Source organism: Methanothermobacter defluvii (assembly GCF_003385755.1).
Taxonomy (GTDB): Archaea; Methanobacteriota; Methanobacteria; order Methanobacteriales; family Methanothermobacteraceae; genus Methanothermobacter; species Methanothermobacter thermautotrophicus.
The window spans coordinates 1,010,715-1,027,926 of the sequence record NZ_QREL01000001.1 but is presented as its reverse complement, the minus strand read 5'-3'; the positions used below and the strand labels follow the sequence as shown (position 1 = coordinate 1,027,926).

Genomic DNA, 17,212 nt, shown 5'->3' with positions numbered 1-17,212 from the left:
ATCACCTCTCAAGGGCCCTGACCGGGCACACCTGTATGCATATGTTGCATTCCATGCACTCATCCTCTCTGAATTTGAGGGATGTCTCCCTAACCTCTATGAGGTTCCGTGGGCATACACCTGCACATTCCCCACAGAACATACACCATTCCTTAACCTTCATGGTTATCAACCTAAAATCAATTCTTCAGATCATGAATCTTTTATCATGGGGTTGCTTATACTTTGGGGTTAACCCTTTATAGTTCCTAATCTTTCACTGGAGGAGTATTTATATGTTTATATGTTATGGCTCTGTTTGCGGGAACTGCCTCATCCTATGTTTATATGTCATGTCTCTGATTGGGATATGTCATGTCTCTGATTGGGGGACCGGCATCAGCTACTGCCTTGATAGGACATGGGAGCACTCGTGTTAACCTGCGCGAAAATTATAAATCCAGTCACTGACAACTTAATTATCAAGGAGGTTAATCATGAAGAAGATTTTATTTCTGGTTCTTGTGGCCGCAACGGTGCTTGTATAGGGTTGTGTGAGTGAGGAACCCCAGTATAAGAGTTTCTCTGACGGAACACTGAACTTCACCTATCCTGCGGCATGGGAGACATTTAACCCTGAGAATGCCCAGAGTGCCTTCACAAAGGAACCCGGAATTTCAAAGGATGTTATAGTCTATGTGGGTAACAGCAGTCATGATTTTGCCGCTGCAAAGGTCACGGCACGATCAGGTTACTACCTCAAGGACGTCGAGACAGTAAAAAATCAGATGGCTAAAAATGAGGGTGTTACATCTGCAGAGATACGCAGTATAGCAGGGCGTAACGCTGCAGTGGTAACAGCCACGGACTCAACAACGCGCACCACCTTCGTTTACATGAAGCTCAGCAGGACCAGTGGCTATGCCTTCATGTATGAGGGCCCACTATCTGATACTGCAACCCTTGAGGCCATACTCAGCAGTGTCAGGATAACATAAACCCTCTCTTTTATTTTTTCCGTTTCAGTACCATCATGACCTCCGACATGAATTCATTCTCCCCCAGACGTTTCATTGTGGCTGCAAGCCTCTCCCTCTGGGGCTTATCTGCGTACCTCCCGTACACATCCAGGACGGCATCTATGCAGTCAAGTATTTCACCGGGATCATCAATGCGCATGCTCAGACCCTCCCTGAGTTCTCTTCCAGCTTTACCGCCAATGTAGAGCACATAACCCTTATCCTTAACCTCCCTTGCGCTGTGCGGACATGATCTTATGCACTTCCCGCAGCCCACACAGAGGTCATAGCTGGTGTAGGATGTCTCCCCCCTTACGCTGACTGCCTCAACCTTGCAGACCTCTTCACATCTTCCGCAGCCATTGCAGAGATCCTCAGAGGTTACGGGAAATTCGACACCCACCACTCCAATGTCATGTATCTGGGGCCTCATGCACTTGTTAGGACATCCGCTTACAGCTATCTTGAATTTGTAGGGGGCTGGTCTCTCCCTGAACCTTTCCTCGATTGCGGTGCAGATCTCCTCTGTGTCTATGATCCCGCTTCCACAGTTCTCCTTACCCGGACATGCGAGGGTTGCCCTTACAAGGGGGCCCTCTGAACCTGTGAGGAGCCCTGCGGAGTTCAGTTCATTGACGGCGTCTTCAACGTCAAAGCCATTTATCCCGTGGAGTTCATAGGATCCCCTGTTGGTGATTTTGATCCTTGCACCGTATTTCTCTGCCACCTGAACGATGTCCCTGATTCTGTCGGGGCTGTACCATCCGGCTGGATGTGCCCTTATCCTTATGAAGTATGTTCCATCAGCCCTCTCTGAGACCCCGGGGTGATCTGAGGTCCAGTAGAAGGATATGTAATCACCGTTTTCTCTTCTTTTCTCAATTTCCCTTCTGAATCTTTTTAGCTTCAGTTTCCTCAGCCTTTCGATGGCCTCCCGGTCTGCGCCCTCCAGCAGATCCAGGGCCTCCCTGATTTCAGCACCCCTATCTGTCCTTATTATGACGGTTGAGTACCCATCAGGGCTTCCGGCAGAGCCTATGGAGACGTCTGCAAGTTCAGCATCGAAGTCCCTGCAGAGCCTGCAGCCATCACAGAGCCCTATCCTGCTGAGTTCAATGGTGAGTTCGCCTCCATCGAGATGGACAACCATTTCACCCCTCCTGATGTCGAACTTTTTGACGTCGCTGATATCAATGCCCTCATCCACGAGTGCCTCCCTTAGGTCAGTGTATTCGAATTTCTCTGTGCAGAAGAGGCCTATGAGGTACCTTATCTCGGGGAGCTTCACGGGTCTGCCGCTCCTTCCAAGTTCAGGGTCATGCTTTGCAAGGTATGGGAAGTACTGAAGCTTACGCAGTCCATTGATCTGGCATGGCAGCGCAACAACCGCCACACTCTCAAGGCCAAGTTCTGATGCTGTTTTAAGTGCTTCAAGGGTTGATATGCTGTACTTTGAACCGCTCGTTGCTTCGAGGTCATCTGCGCTCTGGACAACCAGCGATACTGGTTTCCATTTTTCATGACCCACAACTATGGCGCCGTCTATCCGGTCATTCTCCATGAGGTACCTCAGGAAGGAGGTTACCACTCCACCGTCCTGCCCCCTGGCAGTGCCCCTCCCGTAGAGGATCTCCTCCCTGAAGTTTTCCCGTATCCCTATCTGGTATTTGCCTGATGACACCCGGGGGCATACCTCGAAACACATCCCGTGACCATTTCTCAGGCATTCATCTGTTAGTTCGGGTCTGCCATTGAATGTCAGGATGTTGTTGGGACATATCACTGCACAGGTCCCGCACCTTGCACAGATCCCACCATCGACGATTCCCTCCAGTCTCCATTTCCTGATTGATGGGTACATTCTCGCAAGTTTTTCGGGGGATCCCATACGTGAAATGGCCTCCAGGATCACATCCTCATTCACGCCGGTTTTTCTGCTGGCTGCTATCGCCTCTGCGCTGTCAAGTATATGTGTTTCCAGTTCACGTGCAACCTCCTCCCTCTCCTCAGGGGGCATCCTTCTGGTCACAGCTGCTATGAATTCATCAACCTTATTCATTGATCAACCTCCGTAAGGTCTTCAAGGGACCTGTTTATTGATCTGAAGAGTTCAAGCCACTTTTTTCTGACTCTCTTCCCGTAATCTGTCACAGTATAGTATTTCCTTGGTCGTGTGTCGTCTGTGCTCCACCTGCTGCTGAGGATCCCCTCCCCTTCAAGTCTTCTAAGGAGGGGGTATAGGGTTCCTTCCTCGACGCGAAATCCGGATTCTTTGAGTTTTTTAACAATTTCGTATCCGTATCTCTCATTTTCAAGTAGACAGATCACTGCAAGCTGTATTGCGCCACGCCTCAGCTCCCTTTCAAATCTTTCACAGACACTGCTCATTGGATGATCCCTCACATGATATGGCACATCTATGTGCTGCACACAGTACATTGTACCACACAGTATATAAATCTTGTCATGCAGGGAGTGCCTTCACCAGAAACCGGGATCTCAGGGGATGCTGCAGCCTATGGAGCTTCTGCAGAGATCACCGCACCATCAGCTTATTACCGCAGGGACTTTGAGACCCTGAAGAATCAGATGGCCAGGAAGGAGGGCGTTACATCTGCAGATGCTAGCCAATCCAGAAGGTATCAGAAACAGCTGATAGGACACCCGTGTAGGGATCCTGAATCTCATCAGATCCCATTTTTTATTCCTCCAAAGTTCTGGAGGATTTCAATTTCTTCTTCAGATAGTTCAGGGACACCCTTTATGATCACAGGTATTTCGCTGATTGGCTTTGCCCTTGTCACATCATTTTGGAGTTTCTGATATACAGCATCTATGGCCCAGCCATAGTTAAGGTCATCTGCCTCGGTGATCCAGAGGGTGTCGATGTCTGCGTTTCTCGCATTTTTTGTTTTCTCATCCCACATGCTGATGAATAACCTGTCTTCCTGTCTCCATGAGTATTCAGCATCACCGATTATACCCACAACCTCCTTTACACCATCCTCAAGGAACTTTGAGTGACCGCAGACACGGCAGACCACGAACTGGCCCTCCCGGGTGCGGATCTTCTTTGGTCTGAAGAGGTCCCTCCCGCATATCAGTGTCCCGTAATTATCCTTCAGGGGCCTCTGAGCCTTCTTCAGTCTCTCGATGGCCCTCCTGGCAGCTACCCTGACAGTTTCATGGGGGTCGTTGAGGGCTTCCCTCAGTGCATCAAGGACCACGGCGTCCCCTGTCTCTCCAAGGTAATCAGCGGCCCTGGCCCTCACCTCTGGATCAGAGGAGTCCCTGAGGTATCCGGTAATCTTTTTAATTACATCCCCGTATTCAGGGCTCTCAGGGTCAAGCCCGTCCCTCAAGCCATTCAGGGCGATCATATCACCACTTATGGGCGGCACTGTTTTACCGGAAGCATGGGTCCCGGAAGGCTCCTGCTGATCAGAGGAGCCTGAAATACCTACCAAGAACAATAAGAGAACAATGATGGCTATCAGGGCCAGATAACCCCACACACCTATCCATGATATTATTAGATAGGATACAAAAAGGATTACAATCAGAAATAGACAACCAGCGCAGGTATCCTCTCCTTCCATAGACACCACCCTCAACTTTTACAGTGTGATGATTAGATTAAATTTCATTCATCTAATAAAGTTAACTAATCATCATTTTATAAATAAAGTTAAAAACAATTAAAGTATAATCATACCATAATGTGGTTCAGTTAATTTATGGTGATTCTATGAGTGGACTTAAATTCTCGCCGGTTGAGTTTGAAAGGGAGATTCAGGCAAGGGAGATGGCATTATCGGGTATAGCCAGTTCAAGGACCAGGATTGAGGGTCTGAAGTCGGAGATACTGAGAAACCTGGATGAAATTCCTGATGGGGCATGGAAGAGGTCTCCTGAAATTGCAGGGGTGAAATCCTGGATTAATGGGGCCACGGATGTATATATCGACAGCACGATGAACAGCAACGAACTCCAGAAAATTGAGAGTGACCTCAAACGTACTGAGAAGATGGCCAGGGAACTGCTGGGGACCGTGGTCGATATAAAGGTTAAGGCCAGAAGGAAAAGGAGGGTCATGTTAAAACTTGAGAGTATCAATGCAGGATTTAATTGGAAAAAGGACCTTCTTGAGAAGTGGAAATCTTCAGATTCAGAGAGGTTCAGGGAGAAGATTGAGAAGGCCATGGAGGCCGTGAAAAGGGGAGACTTCAGCGGGGGCGAAATCAGGGCCGCTGATCTTGAACATGAATTAAAGAGTCTCATTAAAGAAGCCGAGACCCTTTCAAAGGAAGCAAAGTTAATTTCAGAACTTGAGAGTATCGATGCAGCATTTAAGGGCGCAGGGGAACTCCTTGAGAAGTGGAAGTCTTCGGATTCAGAGAGGTTCAGGGAGAAGATTGAGAAGGCCATGGAGGCCGTGAAAGGAGAGGACTTCAGCGGGGCCGAAACCAGGATTCCAGGTCTTGAAGATGAACTGAGAGACCTCATCGAGGAAGCCGAGAAACTCGAATCAAACGACAGGATGCGCAGGCATGTCCTCTCTTCCGTTAAAGAGGTCGCTGAAAGGATGGGCTGGAAGGAAGTTTCAGAACCATACCTTGAGGATGATAAGGACCCATCCAGCCCCCTCATATATGAGCTGAAATCATATTCCGCGGGAAAGATGCGCTTTTCACTTACCATGGACAGAATAGATGTTGAATCACCATTTTCAGCTGAAGATGGAGCCTGCTATGAACAGTTCGACAAATTCTCAGAGAAACTCCAGGAATATGGTATCCGGACAAAATTCGAAGGGAACCAGGGAGGACCCAGGAATAAACCAGCCTTAAAGGAGAAAAAAGCAAAGAGGCTTCCAGAAAGTCGCATGAGAAGGATATGATGGAGATGTTGATCCATGGCAGTATGGCAGGATAACCTTAAAAGACTGCTGAATCAGAAAGAGGTACTCATAATCCACGGAAACATAAGGGACACCGCATACCTCACCGAGGAAGGAAACCTCGTCAGGGGCCTCACAGACCTTATCAACAGGACCGGCAAGGAACTTGGATACGATAAGACAGTGAGCTGGGGTTCATTCTTTGACCATGAAGGGAGGGGTCACTCTCCCATATGGTCACTTGAAAGGATCACACCACTCAATGGGGACCAGCCAGAGATACGGAAAACCGAAAGCCAGGACAGAGTCAGTGACGTACTCCACAGATGGCTGGAGGACGAAATAACCTCCATTGATGAGAAAAAGATCTTTATTATAAATTACATCGACAAGATCACAGGCTACGCTCCAGATGGAATGTACTCTGAACCCACAGCAGAACTTGTGACGCTCATACAGAAGATAATAGAGAACATATCTGAAAACAACCGCCTCATAATGATCGCCCTCAGGGACACGATGATCCCGGTTGAGTACTATACAAACTCGCCCCGTGTAGCAGTGATGGAGATACCCCTCCCTGACAGAGCAGAGAGACACCTTTACTATTCCACAACACTGGCCTCAGCAAGCATCCCATCCGATCAGATAGACTTACTCTCCAACATCACAGAGGGCCTCTACATGAAGGACCTCGAAAACATCCTCAGCGACGTCCTGGAAGAAATTGATGAGAACCAGGAAGTCTCCTCTTCAATGCTGAGAAAAATAGTTAACAGGTACCGTATAGGTACCGAAGAGGATCCATGGAGCAGGATACCACTCACAGGGCCTCCAAAGGGGCTTCTGGACTCGGCAGAGAACTGGTTTCTGGAGAGGGTTGTCGGACAGGATCATGCAGTCAGGGAGATAGTGAATGCAATAAAGAAGGCACGTTCAGGTGTCGTGGGCCTTTCATCGGGGGGACAATCAAAACCAAAGGCAACGTTCTTCTTCGCAGGGCCTACAGGTGTTGGTAAAACATTCCTGGCCAAAAAACTGGCAGAGTACCTGTTTGATACAGAGGAAGCATTTTTAAGGTTTGACATGAGTGAATTCAAGGAAGAACACACAGTATCAAAGCTCATAGGTTCTCCTCCAGGTTATGTTGGATATGAACAGGGAGGACAGCTCACCAACGCCATAAAGAACAGACCATTCTCGGTCATCCTCTTTGATGAGATCGAAAAGGCTCACCCCAAGATAATGGATATATTCCTTCAGATCCTTGATGATGGACGCCTCACAGACAGCAGGGGACAGACGGTCTTCTTCACAGAGAGCGTGATAATATTCACATCCAACATCGGGACCAGAACCGTGGACAGCAGGGGAAACACCACATCTGAACAGAGGAAACTTGATGAAATAATAAATGACAGCGATCTCTCTGACTCTGAAAGGGAGAGAAGGGTGAGGGAACACTTCACGCGCAGTGTTAGAGAGTTCTTCATGCATGAGATATCAAGAAGAGAACTTCTTAACAGAATAGGTTCACATATAATAGCCTTCAACTACCTGAAAAAATCGGATTACCAGGTGAACATAATTGAAAACAAACTCAAGGACATTTCAGAGAACTTCCGCGACAAATTCGCAGGCAGGGGGCACCGGCTCCACCTCTCCGGAGGATTAACAGGATATTTCCTTGAGAAGTATGGAGATTCAATATCAGAGTTCGGGGGCAGAGGTCTTGTAAATGCCCTTGAAGATGAAATAGGGAACATAGTGGCTGACCAGCTGCTCCTTGCAGAGGAGAGGGGAATGTCAGATATAAATTTCGAAGTATATGTTGATGGGGATGTAATCAGATGCCGGAGATCATGAACCTTTACTGTGAGGTGAACCTGACAACGCCCCTGGTCCTTGTGCTTGAGCCATCACCGGTCCTCTGGGAGGATATAATGAAGGTTTCAGCTGAAATTATCGATTCCTTCCCGGGGAGGGTTAACAGGGTCTACTTCCCTGGCCAGAGGGAACACGAAGCCATCAGAACCTCCGGGGACCTCCGGAGAGATGGTCCGCGATGTCTCAGCAGGGGCAGGAACAGACCCCTTCTAATAAACCCGGTCCTTGAGAAACTCAATGAGGAAAAATTCACAGGTATCATAATCCTTGTTTCATCACGGGTCCCCATTGATATTGAGGACTGGGAGGGTACAGATGTCCCTGAGAGGCTGGTCTTCATCAACATGGGTGATGGGGACATTGAAGGCCCCTACAGGGTTATCGGCAGATCAAACATCAACCTCCAGATAGCTCCCCTCCTAAACAATGAGCCTACCGAGGTTTTTGTTTCCGGTGATGGCTTTGTCCCGTTGCATTACAGTGTTGAGCCATTCAGATCATCAGAGATAGTGTTCAGGGATGGGGACTTCCTCCTGAATATTGAACCATCATCTGAGCCTTTAAAAATCCACCTTGCAGCAATCTGTAAGGACAAAGTTCCAGAACTCAATATAAGACGTCAGAGGGGGTCACTGACAGAGAGGGTAAGTTTTAAGGAGGAAAGGCCCTGGTTTGATCAGAAATGGAATAAGATCCCTGATGATCTGAGGGACATCATCAGATCCGCCACAGAGAAAAGGGACTTCAAATGCCCCAGCTGCGGTGAAAAACACGCCTTTGATACCATGACATGCCCCTCCGGGGACCTGATTTTAAGGGGACTTCCCGCAGGCAGATGCATCCTCTTCAGGGGAGATGAATACATTTCACTGGCAGACGCCCATGCATATCCCCTGGAGGATGGGAAGATAATAACCTCGGAGGGTAAGATTTACCGTCTGAAGGATGATGGTGGATGGGAGTACCTGAAGGACGTGGCACCATACGAGAGGGTTGATGATGATCTATTCGGATTATTCTATAGTATTTGATCGAACAGGATTTCCATTAATCCAGCTGGACAGCTGGGATCATTCCATCGGCCTGTTCCCTGTCAGCAAGTACCAGTTTGAACGTTTCCTTGTGGATGATGAGGGCTCTGACTACACCGATGAGTGGTACAGGGGGGTCCTGGAATTGAATCCCCGCAGGAGCTGGAGGAACCCGGGTGATAGGGTCTGGGAGTTATTCATCACGGGTCTGGATCTTGATGTTATTGAGGACTTCCTCGGCTACCTCGGACCTGAATACAGACTGCCCACCCTGGATGAATGGAAGGCCCTTCTTGAACTATCTGAGGGTATAGCTGAAGTATCCCCTGCTCTTAAAATGATCTGCAATGGTAGATCCCCGGAGCCGGTTCTTCACTGGCTGGAAGCCGGTCTCTGTCCCCTTATGAGGGAGGGAATTTTTGAGAGGATCCATGGAATTGAGAATAGAGTCGCTGGAAAACCCTTTCACGGCCTTCTCCCAAATACATGGGCCCCAGAAGAACTCAAGGAGGTTAAAATGGACATGGTTCAGGGCATGATTGGATTCAGGGTTGTAAGGGGATGATGGTGGTGCATCTCTACGTCATGGTTGAGGAGGTACTGAATCTGTACTGGAATCATGGAGGTATATTATGGGTAAACTGAGGGTTGGCAGGTTTCTTATATCCTCAAGGGTTAATGGTCCTGGAAGAAGGTTTGTCATATGGTTTCAGGGGTGTCCCATTCGCTGCAGGGGGTGTCTGAATCCGGAGTTCCATGATGAGGATGGCGGCCATCTCATTGAAACTGCCCGGCTGGTTGATATGATCAGGGACCTCAGGGATGAAATAGAGGGGGTGACCTTCACCGGTGGCGAACCCCTCGCCCAGGCCATGGAGCTGGTGAAGCTTGCCGGGGCTGTTAAGTCGATGGGCCTCACAGTGGTATGCTTCACAGGATATGAAATGGATGAAATCCTTAAAGGGAACATAGAGGGCGGGCTCGAGCTCCTTGAATTTGTAGATGTGCTCATAGACGGCCCCTACGTTGAGGAAAAGAGTGCGCCGTTGCTCTGGCGTGGAAGCACAAATCAGGATGTTTATTTTCTTACAGAACGCTATGCTGAATTCAGGGACAGGGTGATGGCCTGTTCTGAAATGGAAGCTGAACTCAAAGTAGGTGCAGATGGTGTTTACATGACCGGAATCTTTGATGTTGAATTCTGGGAGGAACTCAGAAGGAGGCTGGGTGATGGATCTTAGATGTCCCTACTGCCTGAATGAGACCAGACCTGAACTCAAACCGGGGATCGGCTACTGCTGCAGGGAATGTCAGGAGGCACTCCCAAAGGATTATGTTGACCCCCTTAACTCAAGGGCCAGGATAGGTCTTGTCGGATTCACGGGTCACGGAAAGACGGTTTATCTTACAAGCCTCTTTTATACCCTGAGGGTCCTTTCAAACAGGGATATATGGAGGAACTTCTCATGGCGCACCTGTGATGACCACACCCATAAAATAAAATATTCAGATGTCAGGAAATTTGAAAACTCAAGGCTTCCAGCGAGCACACCTGAAAATTTTCCCAGACCCGCCCTCATACATCTGCAGAATGTTCCATCCATGGGTGACATCTTCCTCAGCTTCTATGATACGGCGGGAAGGGTTTATGAAAGCGCCGAAAAGATAACCGATATGGGAAGATTCGTTGCCCATGCCGACACGGTGTTCTTTCTCATAAGCCTCAGTGAGAGCGGCCTTGGTGAGTGTGATATGGGTGATGTGAGTTTTGAAATGGAGCGTCTCCTTGATATATACATAAGGGGGGTCTATGAGAAGATGCATGTTGACCTTTCAGATAAGCAGGAAATGGTTGTGCTTCTGACAAAGGCCGATGAGATTGACATCCTCCCTGAGGACCTCCATAAATTTTTAAACGAATCTTCATGTAACTGGTGGATGAATGATGACCTGGAGGCCAGATTCAGTGCCCTTGATAACTATTCTGAGAGGATAAGGGAATGGCTGAGAAGTGAGGGCTGTGGAGGATTTGTTAATCTGGCTGAAAACAATTTTAAAGGTGTTAAGTATACACTGATCTCATCAACAGGTGCCAGTCCAGTGGGGGATACCCTGGTCACGAAACTTGAACCGGAGCACCCAAAGGGGGTCATCAATCCACTCGTCTTTGCAATGAGGAGCGCATGCTCCCGTGAATCAGCACAGGGTGTCAGGAGTTTTATTGGCAAAATCAGGAGGAGGTAGGTGTTCATGGAAATATACCAGTTTGTATACACCAAGGTGCCACCTGAAGAATCTCCATGGAATATAAGGGATTTTCACACAGTCTTCTATCCTGTGGATCTTATTTCAAGGGAAGACCTTTATGAAATGGAGAGAATGATACACAAGCCACAGATAGATGGCTTTAGAGATAAATTAACGGTTTTTTACAGGAAGATAGATGATATGGATTATCTTGCAATCCTTTACCTCACTGACCTTCCTGAGGAGAGGGATGTCTTTGGGAGGGGAGGCCTCTTCCTGTGCCATGGATTTTTATTCCCGCCTGAAATCTGGATGATGGCTCAAACACCCCTTGAACTCTTTGATATCGTGAAAGGCCATGTATTTAATGGGATCGAAGACCTTTTAAACTCAGGAATCGTTGACAGGAATAGCGGTAACATTGAGGCTATAGAGATTTCAGGTTATTCTCCCCCCGGGGATATGCGCCCCCCACTGTCCGATGACCTTAAACTGAAGATAACATCATACCTTTTTAAGATGGCTTCAGGGATCAGGGACTGCCCACCTCTGCTTTTAGCCGGTGAACCCTCTGATGTATCAGAACTGCTGGATGAGGTTCTCTTCTACATCCCGGATGAACTGAAGGTCAACCTTGGATGGGATTCAGCCTTTGATGGGGGCAGCCTCTACCATTATCCCCTTAAAATACTCGGATTCCAGGAGGAAATGCCCTATGGAGGGAACCCTGTTTCTGTTGACCTGTATAACCGAACAGTTGATTGCCCGGGCGAATCAGCAGGGCTTTTACATCCCGTTTCAACCTATGAGAGATGGCTGGAGAACTGTGATGAAAGAGTTTCAAAGGAGGATATCAATGCAGCCTACCGGCTGTCGCTCCTGGTTGATTCCATGGAACCACCCTCCTCAGTTGAGGAGGTAATGCCCCAGCTGGAAAACTTTTCTTACATCAACAGGGACCCCATTGAGGGGCAGTTCAGGAGAAAATTCCAGGAAGTCTTTGGCATGACCCTCACTGATCCTGATTTACCTCCGGCGACCATGCTGGAGTTCCTCATTGAGGGCGCATCATGTGATTCCATGGCAGGTTTCATTGAGTCACTGGTTCTTGATGGTTATCTCACTGAGGAGGACATAAAACTTCCAGGGGAGGTCACAGAGAGGAGCAGGATTCTGAGGATCATTCAGAGGTTATGGGATGGTGCTGATATCAGTGACGAAATCATGGAATCTGATTCTGAGGAACGCCGCCATATATTCGCATATCTAATCGGAACCGGTCTTTTGATGAAAAATGAATCACTTAAAGACTTATTGAGGGATGATGAGGATTTTAAAGCTTTACTGGAGGAGAGGGAGGATCTTTTTGATATTTTAAATAACTCTGGATTCTCTGTATCTGGAAGTGAGTCCGCAGATGATCTTGAAGATGGATCTGACATCATAAATCTGAATAAAGTGAAGATGATGATATCAGGGTTATTCAGGAGGCACTGAGTGTCTTCATAGTCTGAATGGACAATATAAGAAAAATAAAAAAAGGGATATCAGCTCACCATCCATTTCAAGTGCAGAGCTCTCCTGATGGAGTTAACAGGTTACCACGGGCCGTGATACCAAAGAATACCACATCCTCAGGTCCGTAGCCCTCATCGAAGGCCCAGTCTGTTGTTTCAAAATAGGCCCTTTCACCTGGTCCCAGGGTTTCTATGCGGGATGACCCTCTGAATACCTGAGCCCTTCCCATGCCTATGAGATCTCCATCCCTGTTAAATCCCTTGACCCAGACATAATCGATCTGCATGGCTGAGCTGTATCTGTTCTGGATCTCCCCTCTCACAACAGGGTATCCGCTGTAATCTGAGAGGACCGTGTAGTTGAGCACCTCTGCCTGGGCTTTATCGTGGAGGACATCATAGACATCTGACGACCCATTAATATCACCCAACATAAAACTGAGGAATCCCACTATTAGTAAGGGTATTATGATCAGGGTTGCCTTTGTAAAGGTACTCCTTCTACTCCACCATCCACTTGATCTGCCAGTTTTTCCATCATCAACATCTGAAGACATTAAATCACCTTATTAAGTCAATCAAATCTTAAGTCCTCTAAAAAATGTGTGCTTGTGTTTCAAGTCCAACAGTAAAATTTTGGGGATGTTCCTCAAAGATGGTCCCTTTGATTCTGGTCTTCTCACCGGGCTTGAGTACAGGACCCCCAAAAGCCCACCCATACAAAGGATCTTCCCTTGAGTTAAAACCAGTTATGCTGATACCATCAACAGACACGGGTTCTTCATAGTTGTTCTGAATCTCAACGGTGATAGTGCAAAAACCGTCAGGATCAGGACTTATGGTGTAATTTACGATATTCAGCTGAAATCTTTCTTCGTCAAATTCTATGGCAGAGTCCACCCCCTCGCTGTAACCCAGTGAATATGTGAAGTATGCCCAGAGTATTATGCCGAGGATTATGATGCCCTTTCTGCTGTAACTGCTCCTTTTACTCCACCATCCACGTAATCTACCAGTTTTTCCGTCATCATCTGAAGACATATTATATCACCTTATTCATTAACTGTTCTGTTTTATTATTAACTTGCTCTATAATTACAGTATAATTGAATGTCTATATAATTAAAAGTTTCTATTTGAAATTTAGATGTCAATTTAATTAACCCATAATTAATTATTGAATCTGACTAATCCAAAAAAATGTTTTTAACTTATAAATTGAAATTTAAAAAAATAACTTACATTATCTGGAATCATTCTCTCTTCTGTTTCTATCTTTGAGACTTCAGATTCTTTATCCGTTATTTTCCCGCCCGTCCATCTGCAGTAACTTTCTGGTTGCAGTCAGATCACAATTAAATGACCATGAACTCAGGTTTTTTGCTGCTGAACGTGTTTCTTATGTAACCGTGACCTTTGAGTTACATAAGAAGCAGGTACTCGCCGGACATGAAACACCGGATCTCCGCCCGGCAGGCCTTAAAATGGTTATTATCCTGGCAGTTCCCCCAGATATTCCATTTAAAGATTTTTTCGAAAAAATATTTATTATATCATGTTTATAGATCAGAAAGGTGATTGAAATGGGCTCTGCAGCTTTATTAAGACCAGAATCCCTCGATGAAAAGATAACACTTTCAATGAGCATTTCTGTACTCACAATATCTGTCATGGCACTGATTCTATGGTTAACCGGGGCACTCCAGACACCCCAGGTTGGACCCTTCCTTGATAGGGACCCGACCATATTCATAAGCTTCATTCTCCTGGCCGCCGCCATACTCGCCCTGAAGGCTTCCAGGAAAGTAACATCCCTCGTTCTATCACTGATGGTCCTGGCCATTCAGTTCTCTGGAGGTAGCCAACCCCTCCACCCTCAGGCATGGACAGTAACATCCATGATAATCATATCATACTCCACTGCAGTGATCCTTTTTTTCATTGAAAAATACTCAGCTGCCCAGATAATCAGTTACACTGCAGGTACAGTGGCATATGCACTCTTCCTATCAGACATCACAGGGATTACGGAAACAGAGCCACATTTCAGGGCATGCATAACCTCTGCTGCAATGATGGTGTTCCTGGCCATAGGTCTCCTCAGCACCCACCCATCCCATGGTGTTGTGGAGCCACTCTATTCAGGGAGGATCGGGGGCTACACCGGGCGGATGCTGATACCTGTCATGATAGGGTCCCTGACCCTCACGTCATTCATAGTAATCAGCGGCAGCAGCCACATCCCATTCTCTGCTGATGTCTTCCTGGCCACCCTGAACCTGGCACTTTTAATTGTAATAATAACCTTCACAGCCTACAAACTCAACGTGGTGGATTATGAGAGAATAAAAAATCAGAGGAAAAGCCAGAGGATGTGGAGGTTCTTCAGGAAGGTTGTGGATAACCTTGAGGAGGCGGTGGCGGTCCTGGACCGTAACGGGGAAGTCCTGCACAGCAACACCGCGATGAAGAACCTGGAACTGGACCTCAGGAGGCTGTGGAGGGAAAACCTGGATGGTAAGGATCTTCCACAGCCCATAGGAACCATCAGGTCAGGTGGGAGGTACTTCACGGGATGGGCCATACCCCTGGATGATGGTGGGATCATATCCCTGATGGATATAAGCGGGCTTGTGGAGGTACAGGAGGACCTGCGGTCATCCCTCAGGGAGAAGGATGCGCTGCTGAGGGAACTCCAGCACAGGGTCAGGAACAACCTTCAGATAATCACAAGCCTCATAAACATCCAGCTTCAGGATGCAGATGGCCCGGTGAAGGAGGCGCTCCTGGCTACCCAGACCAGGGTGAGGGCCATGACCATAATACAGGAGTCACTCTACAGCACTGATGGCTACAGCAGTGTACACATTGAATCATGCATCTCCCGGATGACAGAGCACCTCAAATCCCTGCTGGGTGCACATGGTGTGGGATTCAATATCAGGGCTGACCTCAGACTCAACCTTGAAACAGCAATGCCCCTCTGCCTCATGGTGAATGAGCTTGTGACAAATGCCATAAAACATGCATTCCCTGAGGGGAAGGGAAAGGTCCACATTGAGATAGATGAGGGGGAATCAGGGTACCACATGCGCTTTGCAGATGATGGCATTGGGTTCAGTGGGGAGGGGGACGGCACCGGCCTGAAACTTGTAAGGATCCTTGTGGAGCAGCTTGAGGGTGACCTGAAGATACTTGTAGATGAGGAGAAAGGGGGGACGGAGATAGTGGTGCCCTTCAGGGAACTCCAGTACAGGGAGAGGACCTAGCAGTTAAATCATGGAGGTGAATGGAATACGGTGGCTGGCATCTGACATGTACTGTAACTGTATCTGAGCGGGGGAAACATTTGATAGGAATGAACTCCATAGAGATCCATATGACCCTTGAGGAGAGAATATCCTCGGCCTTCCGGATGGATGAGGAAACATGGTTGAGGCATGCAAATCCATGGAGTGTCTGGACAAGGCTCACGGCACTGCCCCTTCTTGTTGCAGCGTTCTGGAGCAGGGAGTGGCTGGGCTGGTGGGCTATCATACCGGTAACCCTAGCGGTCCTCTGGACCTATCTGAATCCCAGGATATTTAAAAGACCGGAATCTACGGACAGCTGGGCATCCAGGTCGGTTCTCGGTGAGAGGGTCTGGTTGAACCGTGATAGGATCCCTGTACCAGAGCATCACAGGAGGGTCCCGGTCATACTGAACCTCATAGCAGCCACCGGGACGGTTCCCATTGTTTGGGGTGTCTACCGCCTGGAGGTGTGGCCGCTCTTTCCGGGATTTGCAATGGTCTACCTTGGCAAGCTTTGGTACCTTGACAGGATGGTCTGGCTGTACCAGGACATGAAGGAAACCCCTGAATACAGGGACTGGCTCTATTGATGGTTGCCTGTTCTCCACAACTTTCTGGCTTTTTCTTATATTTCATGAATACGGAGCAGCCAATTTAATAGTTCTCCATGAATCCGGGACAGAAAACTAACCGGAACTCTGAGATCTGGAGTTTAAAAATCTGATATTGGATTAGATGGCTTTAGGAGGTCTTCCCCGATACTTCCTGGCCTCTTCCCGGATTTCCTGCCGGGACTCTTCGTCCCATAGATATATCCGCACATAATCAGTTCCCATGAAAATAATATGCCCGCACTCATATTCCCTGTATCTTTTTTCGTACATTATTCCATCCTTCTCGTACCATGGAACATCATAACTGTACGAGAAGGGAGCCCCACAGTAGGGGCACCTTGATTGATCCACCCAGTTCTCTGGCATTGGCTTGATTCTGTACATGCTTTCGTTATTGGATGAGGTCGGGTTCTTTATTGTGTTACCATCATAACTGAAGGAATTATTCTGTGAATCCACCTCAACGTTGAGCATCATACCCGTCATAAATGAAAGCGCCCCAAAGAGAACAAGACAAACTACAATCAATATTTTTGTGAGTTTATCCACTGATATTCCCCCTGAATCAAAATATTGAAGCACCTCTGATGATAATATAAAAAAACTTTAATATATAGTAATAGTCCATAATCAATACTATATCGAAGGCGCTGAATGAGGATTCTACATACATAAACCAGGTATCAGGACCGTGAATGGATCAGGGGACGTCCTGGTGAAGACAG

The 17,212-nt window shown here is 47.5% G+C and carries 17 protein-coding genes; 10 read left to right on the top strand and 7 right to left on the bottom strand.

Features of this window, described 5'->3' with window-relative positions; translation table 11 throughout:
• Position 1: 1 nt before the first annotated feature.
• Positions 2–163, bottom strand: a complete 162-nt coding sequence (locus C7452_RS05330; RefSeq protein ID WP_115892540.1) for a 4Fe-4S binding protein — start codon at positions 161–163, stop codon at positions 2–4.
• Between the two features lie 370 nt (positions 164–533).
• On the opposite strand from C7452_RS05330, the gene C7452_RS05325 reads away from it, so the two are divergent.
• Positions 534–977 (top strand): hypothetical protein, encoded by a 444-nt coding sequence (locus C7452_RS05325; RefSeq protein ID WP_115892468.1) that lies wholly within the window; start codon positions 534–536, stop codon positions 975–977.
• Positions 978–987: 10 nt separating this feature from the next.
• Here C7452_RS05325 and C7452_RS05320 read toward each other — a convergent pair whose 3' ends face one another.
• From C7452_RS05320 to C7452_RS05310, 3 genes are all read right to left on the bottom strand, one after another.
• Complete coding sequence (locus C7452_RS05320) at positions 988–3,057, bottom strand: Coenzyme F420 hydrogenase/dehydrogenase, beta subunit C-terminal domain (RefSeq protein ID WP_115892467.1); 2,070 nt, start codon at positions 3,055–3,057, stop codon at positions 988–990.
• Positions 3,054–3,437, bottom strand: coding sequence for a PadR family transcriptional regulator (locus tag C7452_RS05315; RefSeq protein WP_245942854.1), 384 nt, complete (start codon positions 3,435–3,437; stop codon positions 3,054–3,056). The genes C7452_RS05320 and C7452_RS05315 overlap by 4 nt, the downstream gene beginning before the upstream one ends.
• A 248-nt stretch (positions 3,438–3,685) precedes the next feature.
• Positions 3,686–4,378 (bottom strand): HEAT repeat domain-containing protein, encoded by a 693-nt coding sequence (locus C7452_RS05310; protein WP_170130299.1) that lies wholly within the window; start codon positions 4,376–4,378, stop codon positions 3,686–3,688.
• Positions 4,379–4,746: 368 nt separating this feature from the next.
• On the opposite strand from C7452_RS05310, the gene C7452_RS05305 reads away from it, so the two are divergent.
• From C7452_RS05305 to C7452_RS05275, 7 genes are all read left to right on the top strand, one after another.
• Positions 4,747–5,898: a hypothetical protein gene (locus C7452_RS05305; protein WP_115892465.1), complete on the top strand. Its 1,152-nt coding sequence runs from the start codon at positions 4,747–4,749 to the stop codon at positions 5,896–5,898.
• Between the two features lie 15 nt (positions 5,899–5,913).
• A complete protein-coding gene (locus C7452_RS05300; protein ID WP_115892464.1) occupies positions 5,914–7,764 on the top strand; it encodes an AAA family ATPase in 1,851 nt (616 codons plus the stop codon).
• Positions 7,761–8,816 (top strand): hypothetical protein, encoded by a 1,056-nt coding sequence (locus C7452_RS05295; protein WP_170130298.1) that lies wholly within the window; start codon positions 7,761–7,763, stop codon positions 8,814–8,816. Before C7452_RS05300 ends, C7452_RS05295 begins: the two co-directional genes overlap by 4 nt.
• Positions 8,782–9,381, top strand: coding sequence for a formylglycine-generating enzyme family protein (locus tag C7452_RS05290; RefSeq protein ID WP_147299768.1), 600 nt, complete (start codon positions 8,782–8,784; stop codon positions 9,379–9,381). The genes C7452_RS05295 and C7452_RS05290 overlap by 35 nt, the downstream gene beginning before the upstream one ends.
• Before the next feature lie 67 nt (positions 9,382–9,448).
• Positions 9,449–10,057: a 4Fe-4S single cluster domain-containing protein gene (locus C7452_RS05285; RefSeq protein WP_115892461.1), complete on the top strand. Its 609-nt coding sequence runs from the start codon at positions 9,449–9,451 to the stop codon at positions 10,055–10,057.
• Positions 10,047–11,060, top strand: a complete 1,014-nt coding sequence (locus C7452_RS05280; protein ID WP_010875927.1) for a hypothetical protein — start codon at positions 10,047–10,049, stop codon at positions 11,058–11,060. Before C7452_RS05285 ends, C7452_RS05280 begins: the two co-directional genes overlap by 11 nt.
• A gap of 6 nt (positions 11,061–11,066) precedes the next feature.
• On the top strand, positions 11,067–12,560 hold the full coding sequence (locus tag C7452_RS05275) for a hypothetical protein (protein ID WP_147299767.1): 1,494 nt from the start codon (positions 11,067–11,069) through the stop codon (positions 12,558–12,560).
• 67 nt (positions 12,561–12,627) lie between these two features.
• Here C7452_RS05275 and C7452_RS05270 read toward each other — a convergent pair whose 3' ends face one another.
• Both C7452_RS05270 and C7452_RS05265 read right to left on the bottom strand, forming a co-directional pair.
• Entirely contained in the window at positions 12,628–13,137 is a 510-nt protein-coding gene (locus tag C7452_RS05270; RefSeq protein ID WP_115892459.1) for a hypothetical protein, read from the bottom strand.
• A 37-nt stretch (positions 13,138–13,174) separates the two neighbouring features.
• Positions 13,175–13,621, bottom strand: coding sequence for a hypothetical protein (locus C7452_RS05265; RefSeq protein ID WP_115892458.1), 447 nt, complete (start codon positions 13,619–13,621; stop codon positions 13,175–13,177).
• A 542-nt stretch (positions 13,622–14,163) separates the two neighbouring features.
• Between C7452_RS05265 and C7452_RS05260 the strand changes: the two genes are divergently transcribed.
• Positions 14,164–15,849, top strand: a complete 1,686-nt coding sequence (locus tag C7452_RS05260) for a sensor histidine kinase (protein WP_115892457.1) — start codon at positions 14,164–14,166, stop codon at positions 15,847–15,849.
• 89 nt (positions 15,850–15,938) lie between these two features.
• On the top strand, positions 15,939–16,463 hold the full coding sequence (locus C7452_RS05255) for a DUF6653 family protein (protein ID WP_245942869.1): 525 nt from the start codon (positions 15,939–15,941) through the stop codon (positions 16,461–16,463).
• Between the two features lie 141 nt (positions 16,464–16,604).
• On the opposite strand, the gene C7452_RS05250 is transcribed toward C7452_RS05255, so the two are convergent.
• Positions 16,605–17,036 (bottom strand): hypothetical protein, encoded by a 432-nt coding sequence (locus tag C7452_RS05250; RefSeq protein ID WP_115892455.1) that lies wholly within the window; start codon positions 17,034–17,036, stop codon positions 16,605–16,607.
• Between the last annotated feature and the right edge of the window lie 176 nt (positions 17,037–17,212).

Excerpts from the sequence above, each read along its gene's own strand:
- C7452_RS05330 (WP_115892540.1), bottom strand. The coding sequence starts at position 163 with ATGAAGGTTAAGGAATGGTGTATGTTCTGTGGGGAATGTGCAGGTGTA.
- C7452_RS05320 (WP_115892467.1), bottom strand. The coding sequence starts at position 3,057 with ATGAATAAGGTTGATGAATTCATAGCAGCTGTGACCAGAAGGATGCCC.
- C7452_RS05315 (WP_245942854.1), bottom strand. The coding sequence starts at position 3,437 with ATGTACTGTGTGCAGCACATAGATGTGCCATATCATGTGAGGGATCAT.
- C7452_RS05310 (WP_170130299.1), bottom strand. The coding sequence starts at position 4,378 with ATGATCGCCCTGAATGGCTTGAGGGACGGGCTTGACCCTGAGAGCCCT.
- C7452_RS05305 (WP_115892465.1), top strand. The coding sequence starts at position 4,747 with ATGAGTGGACTTAAATTCTCGCCGGTTGAGTTTGAAAGGGAGATTCAG.
- C7452_RS05300 (WP_115892464.1), top strand. The coding sequence starts at position 5,914 with ATGGCAGTATGGCAGGATAACCTTAAAAGACTGCTGAATCAGAAAGAG.
- C7452_RS05295 (WP_170130298.1), top strand. The coding sequence starts at position 7,761 with ATGAACCTTTACTGTGAGGTGAACCTGACAACGCCCCTGGTCCTTGTG.
- C7452_RS05290 (WP_147299768.1), top strand. The coding sequence starts at position 8,782 with ATGATGATCTATTCGGATTATTCTATAGTATTTGATCGAACAGGATTT.
- C7452_RS05285 (WP_115892461.1), top strand. The coding sequence starts at position 9,449 with ATGGGTAAACTGAGGGTTGGCAGGTTTCTTATATCCTCAAGGGTTAAT.
- C7452_RS05280 (WP_010875927.1), top strand. The coding sequence starts at position 10,047 with ATGGATCTTAGATGTCCCTACTGCCTGAATGAGACCAGACCTGAACTC.
- C7452_RS05275 (WP_147299767.1), top strand. The coding sequence starts at position 11,067 with ATGGAAATATACCAGTTTGTATACACCAAGGTGCCACCTGAAGAATCT.
- C7452_RS05270 (WP_115892459.1), bottom strand. The coding sequence starts at position 13,137 with ATGTCTTCAGATGTTGATGATGGAAAAACTGGCAGATCAAGTGGATGG.
- C7452_RS05265 (WP_115892458.1), bottom strand. The coding sequence starts at position 13,621 with ATGTCTTCAGATGATGACGGAAAAACTGGTAGATTACGTGGATGGTGG.
- C7452_RS05260 (WP_115892457.1), top strand. The coding sequence starts at position 14,164 with ATGGGCTCTGCAGCTTTATTAAGACCAGAATCCCTCGATGAAAAGATA.
- C7452_RS05255 (WP_245942869.1), top strand. The coding sequence starts at position 15,939 with ATGAACTCCATAGAGATCCATATGACCCTTGAGGAGAGAATATCCTCG.